This window comes from Methylotenera mobilis 13, assembly GCF_000384255.1.
Taxonomy (GTDB): Bacteria; Pseudomonadota; Gammaproteobacteria; order Burkholderiales; family Methylophilaceae; genus Methylotenera; species Methylotenera mobilis_B.
Window position 1 is genome coordinate 1,415,646 of sequence record NZ_KB913035.1, and the last position, 14,852, is coordinate 1,430,497.

At 39.7% G+C, this 14,852-nt stretch carries 14 protein-coding genes and 1 tRNA gene; 13 read left to right on the forward strand and 2 right to left on the reverse strand.

The annotated features are described in order from the left end of the window. The first annotated feature begins 28 nt into the window (after window positions 1-28). The 7 genes from A391_RS13775 (at window position 29) to cheZ (ending at window position 7,542) form a co-directional block, all read left to right on the forward strand. Window positions 29-2,650, forward strand: a complete 2,622-nt coding sequence (locus tag A391_RS13775; RefSeq protein ID WP_019898280.1) for a methyl-accepting chemotaxis protein — start codon at window positions 29-31, stop codon at window positions 2,648-2,650. 205 nt (window positions 2,651-2,855) lie between these two features. Further along, the gene (fae, locus tag A391_RS0106700) at window positions 2,856-3,419 is read left to right on the forward strand and encodes a formaldehyde-activating enzyme (protein ID WP_019898281.1); all 564 of its coding nucleotides are present in this window, start codon (window positions 2,856-2,858) and stop codon (window positions 3,417-3,419) included. Window positions 3,420-3,687: 268 nt separating this feature from the next. Then, entirely contained in the window at window positions 3,688-4,572 is an 885-nt protein-coding gene (locus tag A391_RS0106710) for a CheR family methyltransferase (RefSeq protein WP_019898283.1), read from the forward strand. Beyond that, window positions 4,569-5,177 carry a chemoreceptor glutamine deamidase CheD gene (gene cheD / locus A391_RS0106715; RefSeq protein WP_019898284.1) on the forward strand — a complete coding sequence of 203 codons (609 nt, stop codon included), beginning with the start codon at window positions 4,569-4,571 and terminating at the stop codon, window positions 5,175-5,177. Before A391_RS0106710 ends, cheD begins: the two co-directional genes overlap by 4 nt. Window positions 5,178-5,217: 40 nt before the next feature. Beyond that, window positions 5,218-6,288, forward strand: a complete 1,071-nt coding sequence (locus tag A391_RS0106720; RefSeq protein WP_019898285.1) for a protein-glutamate methylesterase/protein-glutamine glutaminase — start codon at window positions 5,218-5,220, stop codon at window positions 6,286-6,288. Between the two features lie 163 nt (window positions 6,289-6,451). Further along, on the forward strand, window positions 6,452-6,850 hold the full coding sequence (gene cheY, locus A391_RS0106725; RefSeq protein ID WP_015832190.1) for a chemotaxis response regulator CheY: 399 nt from the start codon (window positions 6,452-6,454) through the stop codon (window positions 6,848-6,850). 2 nt (window positions 6,851-6,852) lie between these two features. Beyond that, complete coding sequence (gene cheZ / locus A391_RS0106730) at window positions 6,853-7,542, forward strand: protein phosphatase CheZ (protein ID WP_019898286.1); 690 nt, start codon at window positions 6,853-6,855, stop codon at window positions 7,540-7,542. Between the two features lie 283 nt (window positions 7,543-7,825). Here the strand turns inward: cheZ and A391_RS0106735 are convergent, their stop codons facing one another. Continuing rightward, window positions 7,826-8,371: a peroxiredoxin gene (locus A391_RS0106735; RefSeq protein ID WP_019898287.1), complete on the reverse strand. Its 546-nt coding sequence runs from the start codon at window positions 8,369-8,371 to the stop codon at window positions 7,826-7,828. A gap of 157 nt (window positions 8,372-8,528) precedes the next feature. Here A391_RS0106735 and A391_RS0106740 point away from each other — a divergent pair. The 5 genes from A391_RS0106740 (at window position 8,529) to A391_RS13780 (ending at window position 12,509) form a co-directional block, all read left to right on the forward strand. After that, window positions 8,529-8,604: transfer RNA gene (locus A391_RS0106740), tRNA-Arg, on the forward strand. A gap of 144 nt (window positions 8,605-8,748) precedes the next feature. Then, window positions 8,749-10,347, forward strand: a complete 1,599-nt coding sequence (locus A391_RS0106745; RefSeq protein WP_019898288.1) for an ArnT family glycosyltransferase — start codon at window positions 8,749-8,751, stop codon at window positions 10,345-10,347. Between the two features lie 4 nt (window positions 10,348-10,351). Further along, window positions 10,352-11,329, forward strand: coding sequence for a glycosyltransferase family 2 protein (locus A391_RS0106750; protein ID WP_019898289.1), 978 nt, complete (start codon window positions 10,352-10,354; stop codon window positions 11,327-11,329). After that, window positions 11,326-11,718 (forward strand): GtrA family protein, encoded by a 393-nt coding sequence (locus tag A391_RS0106755; protein ID WP_019898290.1) that lies wholly within the window; start codon window positions 11,326-11,328, stop codon window positions 11,716-11,718. The genes A391_RS0106750 and A391_RS0106755 overlap by 4 nt, the downstream gene beginning before the upstream one ends. Further along, window positions 11,718-12,509, forward strand: coding sequence for a ChbG/HpnK family deacetylase (locus A391_RS13780; protein WP_019898291.1), 792 nt, complete (start codon window positions 11,718-11,720; stop codon window positions 12,507-12,509). Before A391_RS0106755 ends, A391_RS13780 begins: the two co-directional genes overlap by 1 nt. An 82-nt stretch (window positions 12,510-12,591) precedes the next feature. Here A391_RS13780 and A391_RS0106765 read toward each other — a convergent pair whose 3' ends face one another. Continuing rightward, window positions 12,592-13,062, reverse strand: coding sequence for a hypothetical protein (locus A391_RS0106765; protein ID WP_019898292.1), 471 nt, complete (start codon window positions 13,060-13,062; stop codon window positions 12,592-12,594). A gap of 186 nt (window positions 13,063-13,248) precedes the next feature. Between A391_RS0106765 and A391_RS0106770 the strand changes: the two genes are divergently transcribed. After that, window positions 13,249-14,823 carry a beta (1-6) glucan synthase gene (locus A391_RS0106770; RefSeq protein WP_081621922.1) on the forward strand — a complete coding sequence of 525 codons (1,575 nt, stop codon included), beginning with the start codon at window positions 13,249-13,251 and terminating at the stop codon, window positions 14,821-14,823. Window positions 14,824-14,852: the final 29 nt, after the last annotated feature.

Genomic DNA, 14,852 nt, shown 5'->3' on the forward strand with positions numbered 1-14,852 from the left:
GGTTTTTTTAGTTAGAAATGGATTTGAGATGCAAATGACTGTTGCAAGAAAAATGTTATTCATAACATTGATTTCTGTATTAGGTTTAGTAGGTTTGTTAACGCTAAATATTTTCCAGACTGATTCTGTTTACCAAGACACTAACTATGCTAATTCAAATATAGTGCCTAGTATTATTAAGCTTGATGAAATGCGATATAAGTTCAATACGCTTCGTATCAGAGTTGCTAATCATACGTTGATTAAAGATGAAGCAAAAATGGCTGAAGTTGAAAGTGCAATTAGAAAACTTCAATCGGAATTGAAAGAAATTACAGAGTCGTATGTTGGCTTTATTTCAGATGAGCAAGAAAAACGTCTATTAGAGGCTGATGTGGAGGGGTTGAACGCTTACTATTCAGATATGGAGCCCATATTAAATGCTTCTCGGGCGAATGACAAAGAACTAGCTCACGAGTTATATATTGCTATCCGTACCCCTGCTGAAAAAGCTAACGGCGATATAGCTAACCACATGAGTTATAAAGTTGAGCTTGGTCAGAAATTTGCAAATAATGCACTCGCGCTAAAAGAGCAGTCAACCAATATTTCTTTAGTGATAGGCTTACTGATAGTACTTGCTACTATTGTGCTTGGTGTTTTAATTACACTTAATCTACGCAAGCAGTTAGGTGGGGAGCCAGATGATGTTGCTAAAATTGCTAATGACATCGCGAATGGTGATTTAAACAGCGCTATTAAAATTAATGCAGATGATCGTTCAAGTCTAATGGCATCAATGCTTACTATGCAGCAAACACTGAGAACTGTTATTGATGAACAAAGTGCAATGTCAGCACAAAATAAACTTGGCAATATTAGTGCGCAAATTGACGCTACTAAATTCCGTGGCACCTATAAAACTATGGCTGCTAATATTAATGAAATGGCATCTAATCAAGCCGAAGTGATGCGTAAAGTGACTGCTTGTATTGCTGAATTTTCTAAAGGTAACTTTGAAGCGCCATTAGAACGTTTTCCTGGTCAACGTGCTTTTATTAATGACGGAATTGAGCAATTGCGGGTCAATATTAAAACGTTCATTGCTGAGATGCAAAGTATGTCTGAGCAGCATGATTTAGGTGAGATTGACGTAAGAGTTGATGTGGCTAAATTTACTGGTACTTATGCTGAAATGGCTCAATCATTAAATAAAATGGTAGGCGCGCACGTACGTGAGAAAGAAGAAGTAACGGAAGTGATGCGCGCATTAGGCGATGGTGACTTTGATGTACAAATTCAGCAGTATCCGGGTAAGAAAGCAGAAATTAATAAGAATCTAGACAGACTCAAAGGTAAGCTAAAGGGCGCGGTTGATTCAGTAAAGTGGGTCACAAATGAGCATGCGCTTGGCAATATTGATATGAGTCTACATGCGCATCTATTCAAAGGAGGCTTCTCTGAGCTAGCGACGGCAGTCAATGCGATTGTTGCTGGACAACTAGAGTTGACAGAAAAAGCCCTTGCCTGCGTTAAAGCGTTTGGTGAAGGTGACTTTGACGCTCCGTTAGAAACATTCCCAGGTAAAAAAGTATTTGTGAATGAAGCCATTGAACAAGTACGTACTAACTTAAAAGCGCTGAACGAAGATGCGCAATTACTAGCAGACGCAGCCCATGCTGGTCGTGTCACCGTTCGTGCTGATGCAGATAGACACCAAGGTGACTACCGCAAGATTGTTAACGGCATGAACGAAACACTAGAAATGATCGTTGGTCCGATTGTGACGGTACAGCAATCAGTAGAAACGATTAACACCGCAGCAAGAGAAATTGCGCAAGGTAACGCTGACCTATCACGCCGCACAGAAGATCAAGCAGCTTCATTAGAAAAAACAGCCGCCAGCATGGAAGAGCTCTCTTCAACCGTGAAGCAAAATGCCGACAACGCTAAACAAGCCAACCAACTTGCATCAGCCGCCTCAGGCGTTGCTGTAAAAGGCGGTGTAGCAGTATCAGCCGTTGTCAGCACCATGGCTCAAATTAACGAAAGTGCCAAGAAAATTGAAGACATCATTAGCGTGATTGACGGCATTGCATTCCAAACGAACATCTTAGCGTTGAATGCAGCAGTTGAAGCAGCAAGAGCAGGTGAACAAGGTCGCGGATTCGCAGTGGTTGCAGGAGAAGTACGTAACCTAGCACAACGCTCAGCTTCAGCAGCCAAAGAGATTAAAGAACTGATCACAAACTCAGTTAACAAAACCGCAGAAGGCACTAAACAAGTAGAAATGGCTGGGGAAACGATGCAAGAGATCGTCAGCTCAGTCAAACGCGTGTCAGACATCATTGGCGAAATCTCAGCTGCATCACAAGAGCAAAGTGCTGGTATTGAACAAGTCAACGAAGCCATCATGAAAATGGATGACGTCACACAGCAAAATACAGCCTTAGTAGAAGAAGCGGCAGCGGCAGCTGAATCAATGATGGAGCAAGCGGACGAACTGATGAACGCAATCAGCGTATTCCAGCTAGGATCACATAGTGAAAGTAAAGTATCGCGTAATGTACCGAAGGTGATGACTAGTAAAGCAGCAACGATTGCTAGACCAACGCCTGCCAAAGTGAGTATAAAGCCCAGTGCGGATGATGGCGATTGGGAAGAGTTTTAAAAAGTGATTTTATTGATTAGTGCCTAATGGTTTACAATAGAGGGTAATCGCTAGTAAATAGCTAGCTTTCAAAGACAAAGTAAGGTGGTGAGTGTAACGTTATCCACCATATGTAAGTAAAAATTGGCAGTAACGTTACACTCGACTGCCAAACGTAATAAAGAAGTTAATTTTGAAATTTATTTAGAAGTTCTAGGAGACTGAAATGGCTGTTATTGATCGTGTATTAATTGGTGAGGCATTGGTAATTGAAGATCGCCCAGATGGTAGTGGTTTAGATCTTAAAAATGTAGCTCACATTGACCTAATCATGGGCCCACGTGGTAGCGCTGCAGAAGATGCGTTTTGCCGTACTCTTACTGATCAAAAAGAGGGTGTAAATGGCTTGTTAGCTATTGTTGCACCTAACATGATGGTAAAACCAAACACAGTAATGTTTAACAAAGTGACTTTGAAAAACACTAAACAATCACTACAAATGTTTGGCCCAGCACAACGTGGTGTTGCGATGGCTGTGATGGACTGTGTTGCTGATGGCACAATTCCTGTTGAAGAAGCGGATGACGTATTTATTTCTGTAGGTGTGTTTATTGACCAAACTGCAGATATGGATGACCGTATTCAAGATTGGAACTACCGTGCTACTAAACAAGCGATTAAAAGCGCGATTGCACGTGAGCCAAAAGCTGCTGATTTGTTGAAAGTTTATAAAGAATCTGCACATCCTTTTGCTGCAAAAGAAGGCAGAAGAGCAACAGATAAGGCGTAGTAGTAATAGATGTGATGTGGAGCAATGTTTAAAGATGAAAATGTCCAATAAAGCCAGCTTTAATTAAGTGGTTTTTAGATATTTGCATCTTGCATTGCTACCTTGTCATTACGTTGATATTGTTCATCAATAATCACAAGTTTATAGGCAGTTAACTGCAATATATTAATAAATAATAAATTAAGAGTGCCCAAAGCATATTGCTAAAGTGCTTTGTACCAAATTGGTACAGTAAGTGATTTACAATAAATTACGTGGTGAATAATTAATGTTTAAAAAAGAGCAGCATGAAGAGGGGCGAGAGTTTAACTTTACTGCTCAAGACTTTGCTAGAGTACGTCACTTAATTTATCGTCATGCAGGCATTTCACTGTCTGAAGCCAAGTCTGATATGGTTTATAGCCGTATAGGAAGAAGACTTCGTGTTTTAGGCGCAACATCTTTTAAGCACTATCTAGATAATCTAGAGAGTCAGAACGATCCTGCCGAATGGGAGGCGTTTACCAATGCACTTACAACGAATTTAACCTCTTTTTTTCGTGAAGAGCATCACTTTCCTATACTTGCAGATCATCTGCTTACCTTAAAAAAACCTATCCGCATCTGGTGTTCAGCAGCATCTACTGGTGAAGAACCCTACACAATAGCAATGACAGCGTGTGAAGCATTTGGAAGTTTAAACCCTCCGGTTGAAATTATTGCCACAGATATTGATACTAATGTGCTATCAACAGCATCTCGTGGAATCTATCCATATGAGCGAGTGAGTAAGCTCTCTGATGCAAGGCGTAAGCGTTTCTTTTTAAGAGGTTCCGGTCCAAATGAGGGCTCAGTTGCAGTTAGAAAAGAATTAAAGTCGATGATTACTTTTAGTCAGCTTAATTTACTGGATGAAAACTGGGCTTTACACGAGCCATTTGATGCAATTTTTTGTAGAAATGTAATGATTTATTTTGACAAACCTACACAGTCAAAGATTTTAAGTCGTTTTGTACCGTTAATGAAATCAAACGCATTATTATTTGCTGGTCATTCAGAGAACTTTCTTTATGTTTCAGATGCATTCCATTTAAGAGGTAAAACTGTTTACACTTTGGCAGATGCAAGCAATGTAAAGCGTTCTAACAGCACAGTTAAAGAGAGAGCTTTATGAGTATGTTGGAAGAAGAAATTTCAACTACCCTATATTTTGACCGAACTTTTGATTGTGAAGCGGCAAAAATTGCACCGGGAGAGTACTACTTTACAGATAAAGACATGTTGATAGTAACTGTCTTAGGGTCATGTGTATCTGCATGTATTCGAGATAATAAAACAGGTATAGGCGGTATGAACCACTTCATGTTACCTGATAGTGCAGCTGCAGATAAAGACAGTCCTATTTCTGAATCTATGCGCTATGGCACTTATGCAATGGAGGTTTTGATAAACCAATTGCTTCGTAACGGCGCAAGACGCGAAAATCTAGAAGCCAAAATATTTGGTGGCGGCAATGTACTCAAAAGCTTTACCACCACTAATGTTGGTGACCGTAATGCAATTTTCGTGAGGAAATACCTGAGCGCAGAGGGTATAAGGATTACGGGTGAGGATTTATTAGATATCTACCCTAGAAAAGTTTATTATTTCCCTAAAACTGGTCGTGTTTTAGTGAAGAAATTGAAACAAATGCATAATGACACCTTGTTTAAACGTGAAGAAGTTTACGCAAGTAAACTTAAAACATCCGATGTTGGTGGTGCAATTGATTTATTTTAATTGTTATATTGAATAAGCAATAAGGCGTGAGAATAAGCAAATGAAAATAAAAGTACTAGTTATTGATGATTCGGCACTAATTCGTAGTTTATTGACTGAGATTATTAACGACCAAAAAGATATGATGGTTGTTGGTGCTGCGCCAGATCCGCTGATTGCTCGTGAGATGATTAAGCAATTAAATCCTGATGTACTAACGCTTGATGTCGAAATGCCAAAAATGGATGGCTTGGATTTCTTGGAAAAGCTGATGCGTCTCCGACCAATGCCAGTTGTCATGGTATCTACGTTGACAGAAAAGGGTTCAGAAATCACGATGCGCGCCTTAGAGTTAGGTGCAACAGACTTTGTCACTAAACCTAAAATGTCTATTACTGAAGGTATGCGTGAGTACACTGAGGAAATTACAGATAAAATTAGAGCGGCCTCTCAAGCGAAAGTATCATCTCCAAGTCGACATGCTGTTACTGGTAATGTCGAAAACAAGCCATCACAATTACGTAACCCACTGATTAGTAGTGAGAAGCTCCTGATTATTGGTGCTTCTACCGGTGGAACGGAAGCTATCAAGTCATTTTTGCTACAAATGCCTTCAGATTGCCCTGGTATTTTAATTACACAGCATATGCCTGCAGGTTTTACAAAATCTTTTGCGAATAGACTAAACTCTTTATGTCAAATATCCGTTAAAGAAGCTGAAGGTGGTGAACGTGTGTTACCTGGTCATGCTTATATTGCACCCGGCGATAAACACTTGTTATTAGCAAGAAGTGGTGCAAACTATGTGACTGAACTAAGTGATGCGCCACCAGTGAATCGTCATAAGCCTTCTGTGGATGTATTGTTTGAATCAGCTGCATTAAATGCTGGTAAAAATGCTATTGGGGTCATCTTGACTGGTATGGGTAAAGATGGCGCTGTGGGTATGGCTCAAATGAAAAATGCTGGCTCATATAACTTTGCTCAAAATGAGGAGAGTTGTGTTGTGTATGGTATGCCGAAAGAGGCCGTCGCGCATGGTGGCGTAGACGAAGTTGCACATCTAAATGAATTGCCTAAATTAGTGCTTAATCATTTAGTGACCAATAGTACCCGTGCTTTACGCGTGTAAATCATAGGGAAGTATCAATGATATTGATGAAGTCTTGGTCATTTTAACGAATGGTAAAGTCTCCATCATCAATGTTTAGAGTATAAAATAATTATAGAGTTTACTTGTTGTATTGACGTTTAAGTTTAAGCTTTAATACTAAGAGTATTTAATGGAGTGGAGCATGGCAAATACAAATACTAAATTTCTTGTTGTGGATGATTTTTCTACAATGCGTAGAATCGTTCGTAACTTGCTGAAAGAGCTTGGGTATACCAATGTAGATGAGGCTGAAGATGGCGTTGCTGCATTGAGTAAACTGAAAGGTGGTGGATTTGAATTTGTTGTATCAGATTGGAACATGCCTAATATGGACGGTTTGACATTGTTGCAAAATATTCGTGCCGATGCTGAACTCTCTAAACTACCTGTCTTAATGGTAACCGCTGAAGCAAAAAAAGAAAATATTATTGCTGCAGCACAAGCAGGTGCTAATGGCTACGTTGTAAAACCATTCACTGCTGCTACACTTGATGAAAAATTATCAAAAATATTTGAGAAGCTTGAGAAAGCAGGGGCTTAACTATGACTAGTGAAGTCACACAGCAGCAAGCTGCAAATGTTGAATCTTCAGTTGGATTGTCATCGAGTGATGAAATTCTTAACCGTGTAGGGCATGTCACTAGAACATTGCATGATAGCCTAAGTGGATTAGGCCTAGATAAAATATTAGAACAAGTTGCACAAGATATTCCAGATGCGCGTGATCGATTAGCTTATGTGGCTCGGATGACTGAGCAGGCAGCAGAGCGTGTTCTGAATGCAACTGATGTGGCGATTCCATTACAAGAGGAGCTTGCGTCTGGCGCAACAGCATTGGAACAACGTTGGAAAAGTGTAATGGCTGAGCCATCATTAAAGAGCGAATATAATTTGGCCGCAAATGAGACGCTTACTTATTTAGCAATGGCAGGAAAAAACACAGCAGAAACCAAAGCCTTACTGATGGATATCATGATGGCGCAGGATTTTCAGGATTTGACGGGACAAGTCATCAAAAAAATCACTGGCCTAGCTCAGGATTTAGAAAAGCAGTTAGTGCAATTACTCATTGATTTTTCACCAGCTATCCCTAAGAAAGACGCAGAAGCAAATAAAGCTGATACCGGTGATAACTCAGCGCTTTTGAATGGGCCACAAATCGATCCAAATGCTGTGGATGTTGTTGCTAGCCAAGAGCAGGTCGATGATTTGCTTGATAGTTTAGGGTTCTAGTCAGAGTTACATAGGGCTTGTATTTTTGATTACCAGCAATTGTTATCAATAAACTAGTCAATATTGATAACAATTGCTTTGGTGGTTAGTTGCCAACACTATTATTCCTAGATTAAGTTTGGTTATTCCAAAGTAAATTTTTTCATTTTATTTGGTTATTTTTCTTAGTGGTTGGCATTTCTTATTCTAAGCGAGCTTAGTTTGTTTTGCATGGGTAGACTTTATGAATACTGAGTTTCATTTGGTTATTCTGATAAAGAACTCACTTTCTTAACCTTTTCTTTTAATTCCCAGTCCCCTGAATGTTTTTTAAGTCGTCAATTATTTGCTGAGAGTGGTTAGAAACATCCACACTATTATAGATTTTGATTACTTTTGAACTCGGGTCAATGAGAAATGTATAGCGTTTTGCAATTTTAGTGAAGATTAGATTGCTAAGCGCGTGATAAGCCTTTGCGACGCTACCATCAGTGTCAGCTAGCAAGGTGAACGGTAGGTGGTATTTCTCTGCAAACTTCTGGTGAGAGGTTTCTGAATCAACACTTATTCCAATTACCTTGGCATTCAATTGTTCTAGTTTAGATAAGTCATCTCTAAAGTTGCATGCCTCTTTAGTGCATCCTGGGGTGTCATTTTTAGGATAAAAATAAAGTACTACATATTTTCCTTTGTAGTCAGATAACAAGTGATTGCTACCTTTTGTATCTTTTAAACTAAACTCTGGAGCATCTTCTCCTATAGTTAAACTCGGTTGCATAGATGAATAGTGGCGATAGCCTAGGAATGCAACGAGTATGATTGCTGCATAAAAAAGAACCTTAATTAACATACAATAACCTTTTTAGATGTAGTTCACTGACAAATAACGCTCTGAGAATGTTAGCACTATTTGTTTTTTTCTGTAAAACATAACGTATAAGACATTACATTTATTCACGTAATGTTTTATTTAAGGCCTCTACCCTTTATAATGCTCTACTAGTTTTGCCCCCGTAGCTCAGTGGATAGAGCATCCCCCTCCTAAGGGGAGGGTCACACGTTCGATTCGTGTCGGGGGCACCATCAATTCAATAGATCATTAATATTAGTATCACCTGCTGCTTGATGTTTTAAAGTAGCGTAACGTATTGTATTGGTTTGACTATATTTTATTAATTTACTTACAAATAAATGAACTTAGCAAGAGATCATTCATCACCAATAACAATGACACCAATATTATTTCAAAGATTATCTTTAGTCCTATTTTCATTATTGGCTGTTTTTATTCTCGTCACGTTTAAGCAGTACGGGATTAGCAACGACGAGCAAGTGCAACATGTCTATGGTCAATTACTGCTAAATTTTTATAGTACAGGTTTTGCAGATCAGGCCGCTTTTACTTACAAAAATCTCTATTTGTATGGCGGGCTGTTTGATTTAATCGCTGCCATCTTAGAAAAAATCTTACCGCTTTGGGTGTGGGATATACGTCATTTACTATCAGCCTTATTTGGTTTTGCTGGGATCGTGGCTGTTTATAAGATTACCAATGAGCTTGCTGGTCTACGCGCTGCTTTTTTAGCAGTATTTCTACTGACCATTACAGGGGCATGGGCTGGTGCGATGTTTACACACACCAAAGATGTATCTTTTGCTGCCTGCATGGTATGGGCACTATATTACACGCTACTTATTTCTAAACACTTACCTCGTATTCCTTTAGCCTTGAGTTTCAAGCTAGGTATTGCTGTGGGGATGGCATTAGGCTTAAGAATCGGTGGTGCGTTTGCTGTTATTTATTTGCTTTTAATGGTTTTTTTCGCTGGTTTGTTAAAGGTAAAAAACTTTAAGCTTATATTGAGTTTTTACTGGCAGAGTTTTTTAGGCTTGCTACCAGCTGGTGTTGTTGCTTTTTGCTTAATGGCTATTTTCTGGCCATGGTCGGTGATGGGTACAGATCACATTTTAATCGCTGTAAAGTCCTTCTCGCACTTTGCATTCGATATGAATACTATTGTGAATGGCCAGTTCATTAATATTGGCGACGTACCTCGCACTTATTTGTTTCAGTACTTGGGAATTCGATTACCTGAAATTTTTCTTCTTGGTTTATTGAGTCTTTTACTTGTATTGGCGATAAGAGTTAAACAGTTGGTGTTAGTGCAATGCTTACCTGAAATCACGATTGCAATTGCTTTACTCACCCCTTTGATTTTTGTGATTTTAGATCGTCCAGCACTTTATAATGGGGTAAGGCATTTTACCTTTGTGATTCCTACATTAGCGATTGTTGCAGGGATTGGATTGTCCAAAATGTTTGATATGTTAGTCTCATACCAAAAGTGGCGAATATGTTTTGCTGCGGTATGTGCGTTATTGAGTATGAATACGATTTTTACACTATCTGCACTGCATCCTTATCAGTACTTGTACTACAATCATTTTGCCGGCGAGAATTTTAAGCAAGCCCAACATCATTGGGAGGCCGATTATTGGTCTAGTAGTTTAATTGACGCTACTAAAATTCTAGAACACTATGTTGATAAAGAAGCTATATCGAAAAATACAGGCTCGGTATATTCTGTTGCCGTTTGCGCAGAGGCTTTTCAAGGACAAGCCTATTTAGATGACAGATTTAAAATTACTGAAGACTGGGTGACGGCTGATTTCTTTATGTCTAGTACTAATATGAATTGCGATAAAGTACTGCAAGGTGAAGTGATTGGTGTTGTTGAGCGCTTAGGTGCACCGTTAGCTGTCGTTAAAGACCGCAGAACATTAATAGGCGAAGCGCGTAGACCTCGTGCAGCACCTCGAGATTAAATAGATGAGCAAAAATATTTTTCCAAGACTAAATACTGATGCATGTATCAGTGTAATTGTACCTGCCTTTAATGAGGAGGCTGCGATTGTTAGTACTATTCATACAATCGTTGACCGGCTTAAGCAGTTGAGTCAGACGTGGGAAATTATTGTGATTGATGATGGTAGTCGCGATCAAACAGCAAATATTGTGCGTAACTTACCAGCTGATTTGCAAACGACATTGGTGCGATTTTCACGTAATTTTGGTAAAGAGTATGCGATTACCGCTGGTTTAGAGTATGCAACTGGTAACGTGGTAATTTGTATGGATGCAGATGGTCAGCACTCGTCGGAGTTGTTGGTTAAGATGTTGGAAAAATGGCGTGAAGGATACGATATGGTCTATGCGTATCGACAAGACCGCGCTGTAGAGTCACGATTTAAACGCTGGGGCTCACGTATTTTTTATCGCGCGATTAGCTTGGGTGGGCAGATTCATATTCCACGAGATGCTGGGGATTTCCGTTTGATGGACAGACAGGTAGTGAATGCGTTGCTTTCATTACCTGAACGTAACCGCTTCATGAAAGGTATTTATGCATGGGTTGGCTATCATTCTATTGGTATTCCATTTACGCCATTACCACGCTCTCATGGTGAGAGTGCATTCTCAAAACTAAAGCTAATCCAGTTGGCTTGGACGGGCGTGACTAGCTTCTCTGTGATGCCATTGCGCTTAGCGAGTGCGGTAGGTGCTTTACTTGCGATGGTTTCTTTTATTTATGGCATGTATGTAGTGATTGATCATATGTTCTTCAATGAGTCAGTACCAGGCTGGCCAACCATCATTGCGAGTATGATGTTTTTTGCCGGCGTGCAATTGTTGTTTATTGGTATTTTAGGTGAGTATTTGTCCCGTATTTATGATGAGGTGAAAGGGCGCCCACCTTATATTGTGGCTGAGGTATTAAAGCCACAAGTGATAACACCACATCAATGACACCGACGCATCGACATTCAATTTCATGGTTTGCTGTGATTGGTGTGTTAGCCGCAGGTGTGCATTATGTGGTTGCTGTGAGTTTGGAGTTGACGCATGTGCTAAATGCAATTTATGCCAATACTGCAGGCTTTCTTTGTGCGTTTCCAATGAGCTATTTTGGGCATCGTAAGTTAAGTTTTTCTGGGCAAATTTCGTCTCATCTGCATGCATTTCCACGCTTCTTTATTGTGGCTCTATTTGGTTTTTTAGCTAATCAGCTTTTAGTGATTAATGCTATTTACTTTACGAGTGTTCCATTTTGGTTAGTGCTTGGTGTTGTAATGGTCATTGTTGCGGTTTCTACTTATTTTTTGAGCCGTTACTGGGCATTTAAAGGGGGGCTGTAATGCAGCTTATCATTTGCGCTGATGATTTTGCACAAAGCCCTGAAATTGATATGGCGATTGTTCGCCTAATAGAAAACAATAGGCTTACTGCGACATCTTGCATGGTGAATAGTCCGCATTGGACGGCTTCTGCGAAATTATTAACTGCTGAAATTAGGCAAAAAGCGCATATAGGACTGCATCTTGACTTTACCCAGTTTGGGTATCGTTATCCGCATTATCTATTGACCTTGCTGAGCTTAGTGCGTTGTTTGCCAAGATTAGCTATTCAAGAAAGCATTGAGCATCAACTGAATCAATTTGAAGCTGAGCTTGGAGCTAAGCCAGATTATGTAGATGGACATCAACATGTGCATCAACTCCCACAGATTCGTGAGATATTATTATCTGTGTTAAAACGGCGTTACGATAAGCATTTGCCATGGATAAGAATTGCTAGGCCGCACATGGCTAGTGGCATTAAAGGCTGGATCATTAAAATGCTTGGCGCAAACGCGTTAGAGTTAGAAGCCAAGAGGTTGGGGTTTCGAAGTAGTAATGCACTGTTGGGTGTTTATAACTTTAGCGGAAGCACGCAAGACTATAAAAAACGTCTTGTAGACTGGGCTTTACAGGCCCAGCAGGGCGTTGGTACATCGGTACTGATGTGTCACCCTGCTGTTAAGCTGCAAGTCGATGGCAGCGAAATAAGTGACCCTATTTATCCTGCTAGGCTAAATGAGTTTAGTGTACTAAATAGTGAGTCTTTTAACGCTATATTTAATGAAGTTAAAATTGTACGTGAGCCTTAAATTCTGTACATTTTGTTAGTCTGCATGCGCACAATATTAACTTTTAGATTGGTGCTTGTTTAGGGTTGAAGTCAATGAGGTGTTAGGTAGTAGCTGGCTTAACAGATTTTTTTGTTTTAGTGTTCGCCTGAGCTACGCAATACTCTTTGCCATAAGTGCCAATATTAGAATCTATTTCATAGTAATGATTAGTGTAAGCGTATTTACCAGCTTTATTCTTTTGAATAGTTGCAATGCCGGTGCTGAATTCTGATGAACTTAACTCTGTCATGCTTAATGTGAAAGCGACTTTGTTTAAATTGGCTACTGCTTTGCCTTTATAGACAAAAGAGTTTTCAGTTTCTACATGAAAGTCATAAATGCCGATGTTTCCTCTGCTAGCAGCGCGATTAAGCATTAGTTTTGCTTGTACTTGGTAGCTACCTACTTTGTTATTGTTGCCTTTGCATGTGTATGTACCGCTGTAATTTGCACCAACAAAGTTTGGTTTTGCCTCTGCAATATGAATTGAGCTAACCGTAAGTAGTAAAGAGGCGATAATCGTACGTTTCATGATGGATATATTAAGGTGTTTCGAAAGGGAGTATTGTAGCGTGAGGCTCTTAATGTATGAAGCTAAGTTTTTATATTTTTATAGCTTAATATTTTGTTTTGTTTCGATGCTTGCATTATGATGAGCGCCTGAGTCAACTTATCGTCGATAATTAACCTAACTACATCTGAATTTACGTCTGAATTTATGCAAACTTCCCAAGTTAAGGCTTTATCAACAAAACTAATCTGGCGTTTCAGTCTATTTAATATTGTTTTGTTAGTAGCTTTAATCATTTGGCTTTGGCAGGAAACTAAGCCAGTAATTATCGTTCAGCCTCAACTGCCTGTTAATGGAAAGCTGCAGTGTGTTTCTTATTCCCCTTATTACAATCCTGGGCAAACTCCTCTTGACCAGAATAGTTTTATTCAGCCGGCGCAGATTGATCATGACCTTTCTGTACTTTCCAAGCAATTTAATTGTGTGCGAATTTATTCGGTTTCTCAGGGACTTGAATATGTACCAGAAGCTGCTTCTAAATTAGGGATGCAAGTTTACCTAGGCGCTTGGATTGGTTGGGTAAGCGCAAATAATGATAAAGAGCTTGATCTCGCGATAAGTATTGCAAACAAATATCCAGAGACTGTCAAAGCGTTAATCGTAGGTAATGAGGTTTTACTGCGTGGAGAGCAGTCGGAGGCAGCGATGCATGAGTACTTGCTAAAAGCACAGCAGCTAACAGAAGTACCTGTCACTTACGCTGATGTATGGGAGTTTTGGCGTAAGCATCCTCAGCTTGAGTCTAATGTAGATTTTGTCACTGTGCATATTCTTCCCTATTGGGAAGATGACCCTCAAGCAATTGATCATGCAACTCAGCATGTAGTGAATGTGATGGGTTTACTTAAAGAGACGTTTAAAAAACCAATTCTGATTGGTGAGACTGGTTGGCCATCTGTTGGCAGGCAGCGACAGGTTTCTCAGCCAAGTTTAATTAATCAGGCAAGTTATTTGCGTGGTTTTTTACAGCTTGCGCATGATAACGGTTGGCAGTATAACTTGATTGAAGCGATTGACCAACCATGGAAGCGTGACCTTGAAGGGACAGTAGGTGGATATTGGGGCATCTATGACACAGAGTTGACACCTAAATTTGCATTTAGTGGAGATGTTCAGCCACGACATGATGTTGAGATGATTGTGCTGGCAGGCTTGCTAGGTTTTGCTCTATTTATTGGGTTGGCATTTTACTTTCAAGTAGGTGACAAATATCTCAAACTAGGTTTATCTGCTGCTGGCACAGTATTTGGGATATCGGTTTGGTTGCAAACTCAATATTTAATCAGTGCTTGTCGAAATGTCTTAGAGTGGGCGACTTTAGGTGGTTTAGCATTGGTTGGTTGGTTGACCGTGATCGCTCTGGTGGTGTGTCTATGTCAATCGAATAAGCGTTATTTAGTAATATTGAAAATCTGCGCTTTGATATTGGTGTACGCAGCAATCAGCGCTACTGCTCTATTGATTGTTGATGGTAGATACCGAGACTTTCCTATTAGCTTATTTGCATTACCAGTTCTGCAATTATCATTTGCTTCTATTATTTTAGGGGTGGAAGTGAGGATGAAACGCTTATTCGCTTATCTATTGAGTGTAGCGCTAGTGATGGCAGCTTTGTATAGCGTTTACCTAGAGGCTTACAATATATCTGCATATTATTGGTTGATGCTTAGTGGCTTACTTGCTTTGGCGCTGTTGCCTAAGCATCAACTTTCAACTCATTGATTACTTTAAGATAGAAATTTCCCGCGTAA

Bases quoted from the DNA above. Each gene is read 5' to 3' on its own strand.
- A391_RS13775 (WP_019898280.1), top strand. From the start codon at position 29: ATGCAAATGACTGTTGCAAGAAAAATGTTATTCATAACATTGATTTCT.
- fae (WP_019898281.1), top strand. From the start codon at position 2,856: ATGGCTGTTATTGATCGTGTATTAATTGGTGAGGCATTGGTAATTGAA.
- A391_RS0106710 (WP_019898283.1), top strand. From the start codon at position 3,688: ATGTTTAAAAAAGAGCAGCATGAAGAGGGGCGAGAGTTTAACTTTACT.
- cheD (WP_019898284.1), top strand. From the start codon at position 4,569: ATGAGTATGTTGGAAGAAGAAATTTCAACTACCCTATATTTTGACCGA.
- A391_RS0106720 (WP_019898285.1), top strand. From the start codon at position 5,218: ATGAAAATAAAAGTACTAGTTATTGATGATTCGGCACTAATTCGTAGT.
- cheY (WP_015832190.1), top strand. From the start codon at position 6,452: ATGGCAAATACAAATACTAAATTTCTTGTTGTGGATGATTTTTCTACA.
- cheZ (WP_019898286.1), top strand. From the start codon at position 6,853: ATGACTAGTGAAGTCACACAGCAGCAAGCTGCAAATGTTGAATCTTCA.
- A391_RS0106735 (WP_019898287.1), bottom strand. From the start codon at position 8,371: ATGTTAATTAAGGTTCTTTTTTATGCAGCAATCATACTCGTTGCATTC.
- A391_RS0106745 (WP_019898288.1), top strand. From the start codon at position 8,749: ATGACACCAATATTATTTCAAAGATTATCTTTAGTCCTATTTTCATTA.
- A391_RS0106750 (WP_019898289.1), top strand. From the start codon at position 10,352: ATGAGCAAAAATATTTTTCCAAGACTAAATACTGATGCATGTATCAGT.
- A391_RS0106755 (WP_019898290.1), top strand. From the start codon at position 11,326: ATGACACCGACGCATCGACATTCAATTTCATGGTTTGCTGTGATTGGT.
- A391_RS13780 (WP_019898291.1), top strand. From the start codon at position 11,718: ATGCAGCTTATCATTTGCGCTGATGATTTTGCACAAAGCCCTGAAATT.
- A391_RS0106765 (WP_019898292.1), bottom strand. From the start codon at position 13,062: ATGAAACGTACGATTATCGCCTCTTTACTACTTACGGTTAGCTCAATT.
- A391_RS0106770 (WP_081621922.1), top strand. From the start codon at position 13,249: ATGCAAACTTCCCAAGTTAAGGCTTTATCAACAAAACTAATCTGGCGT.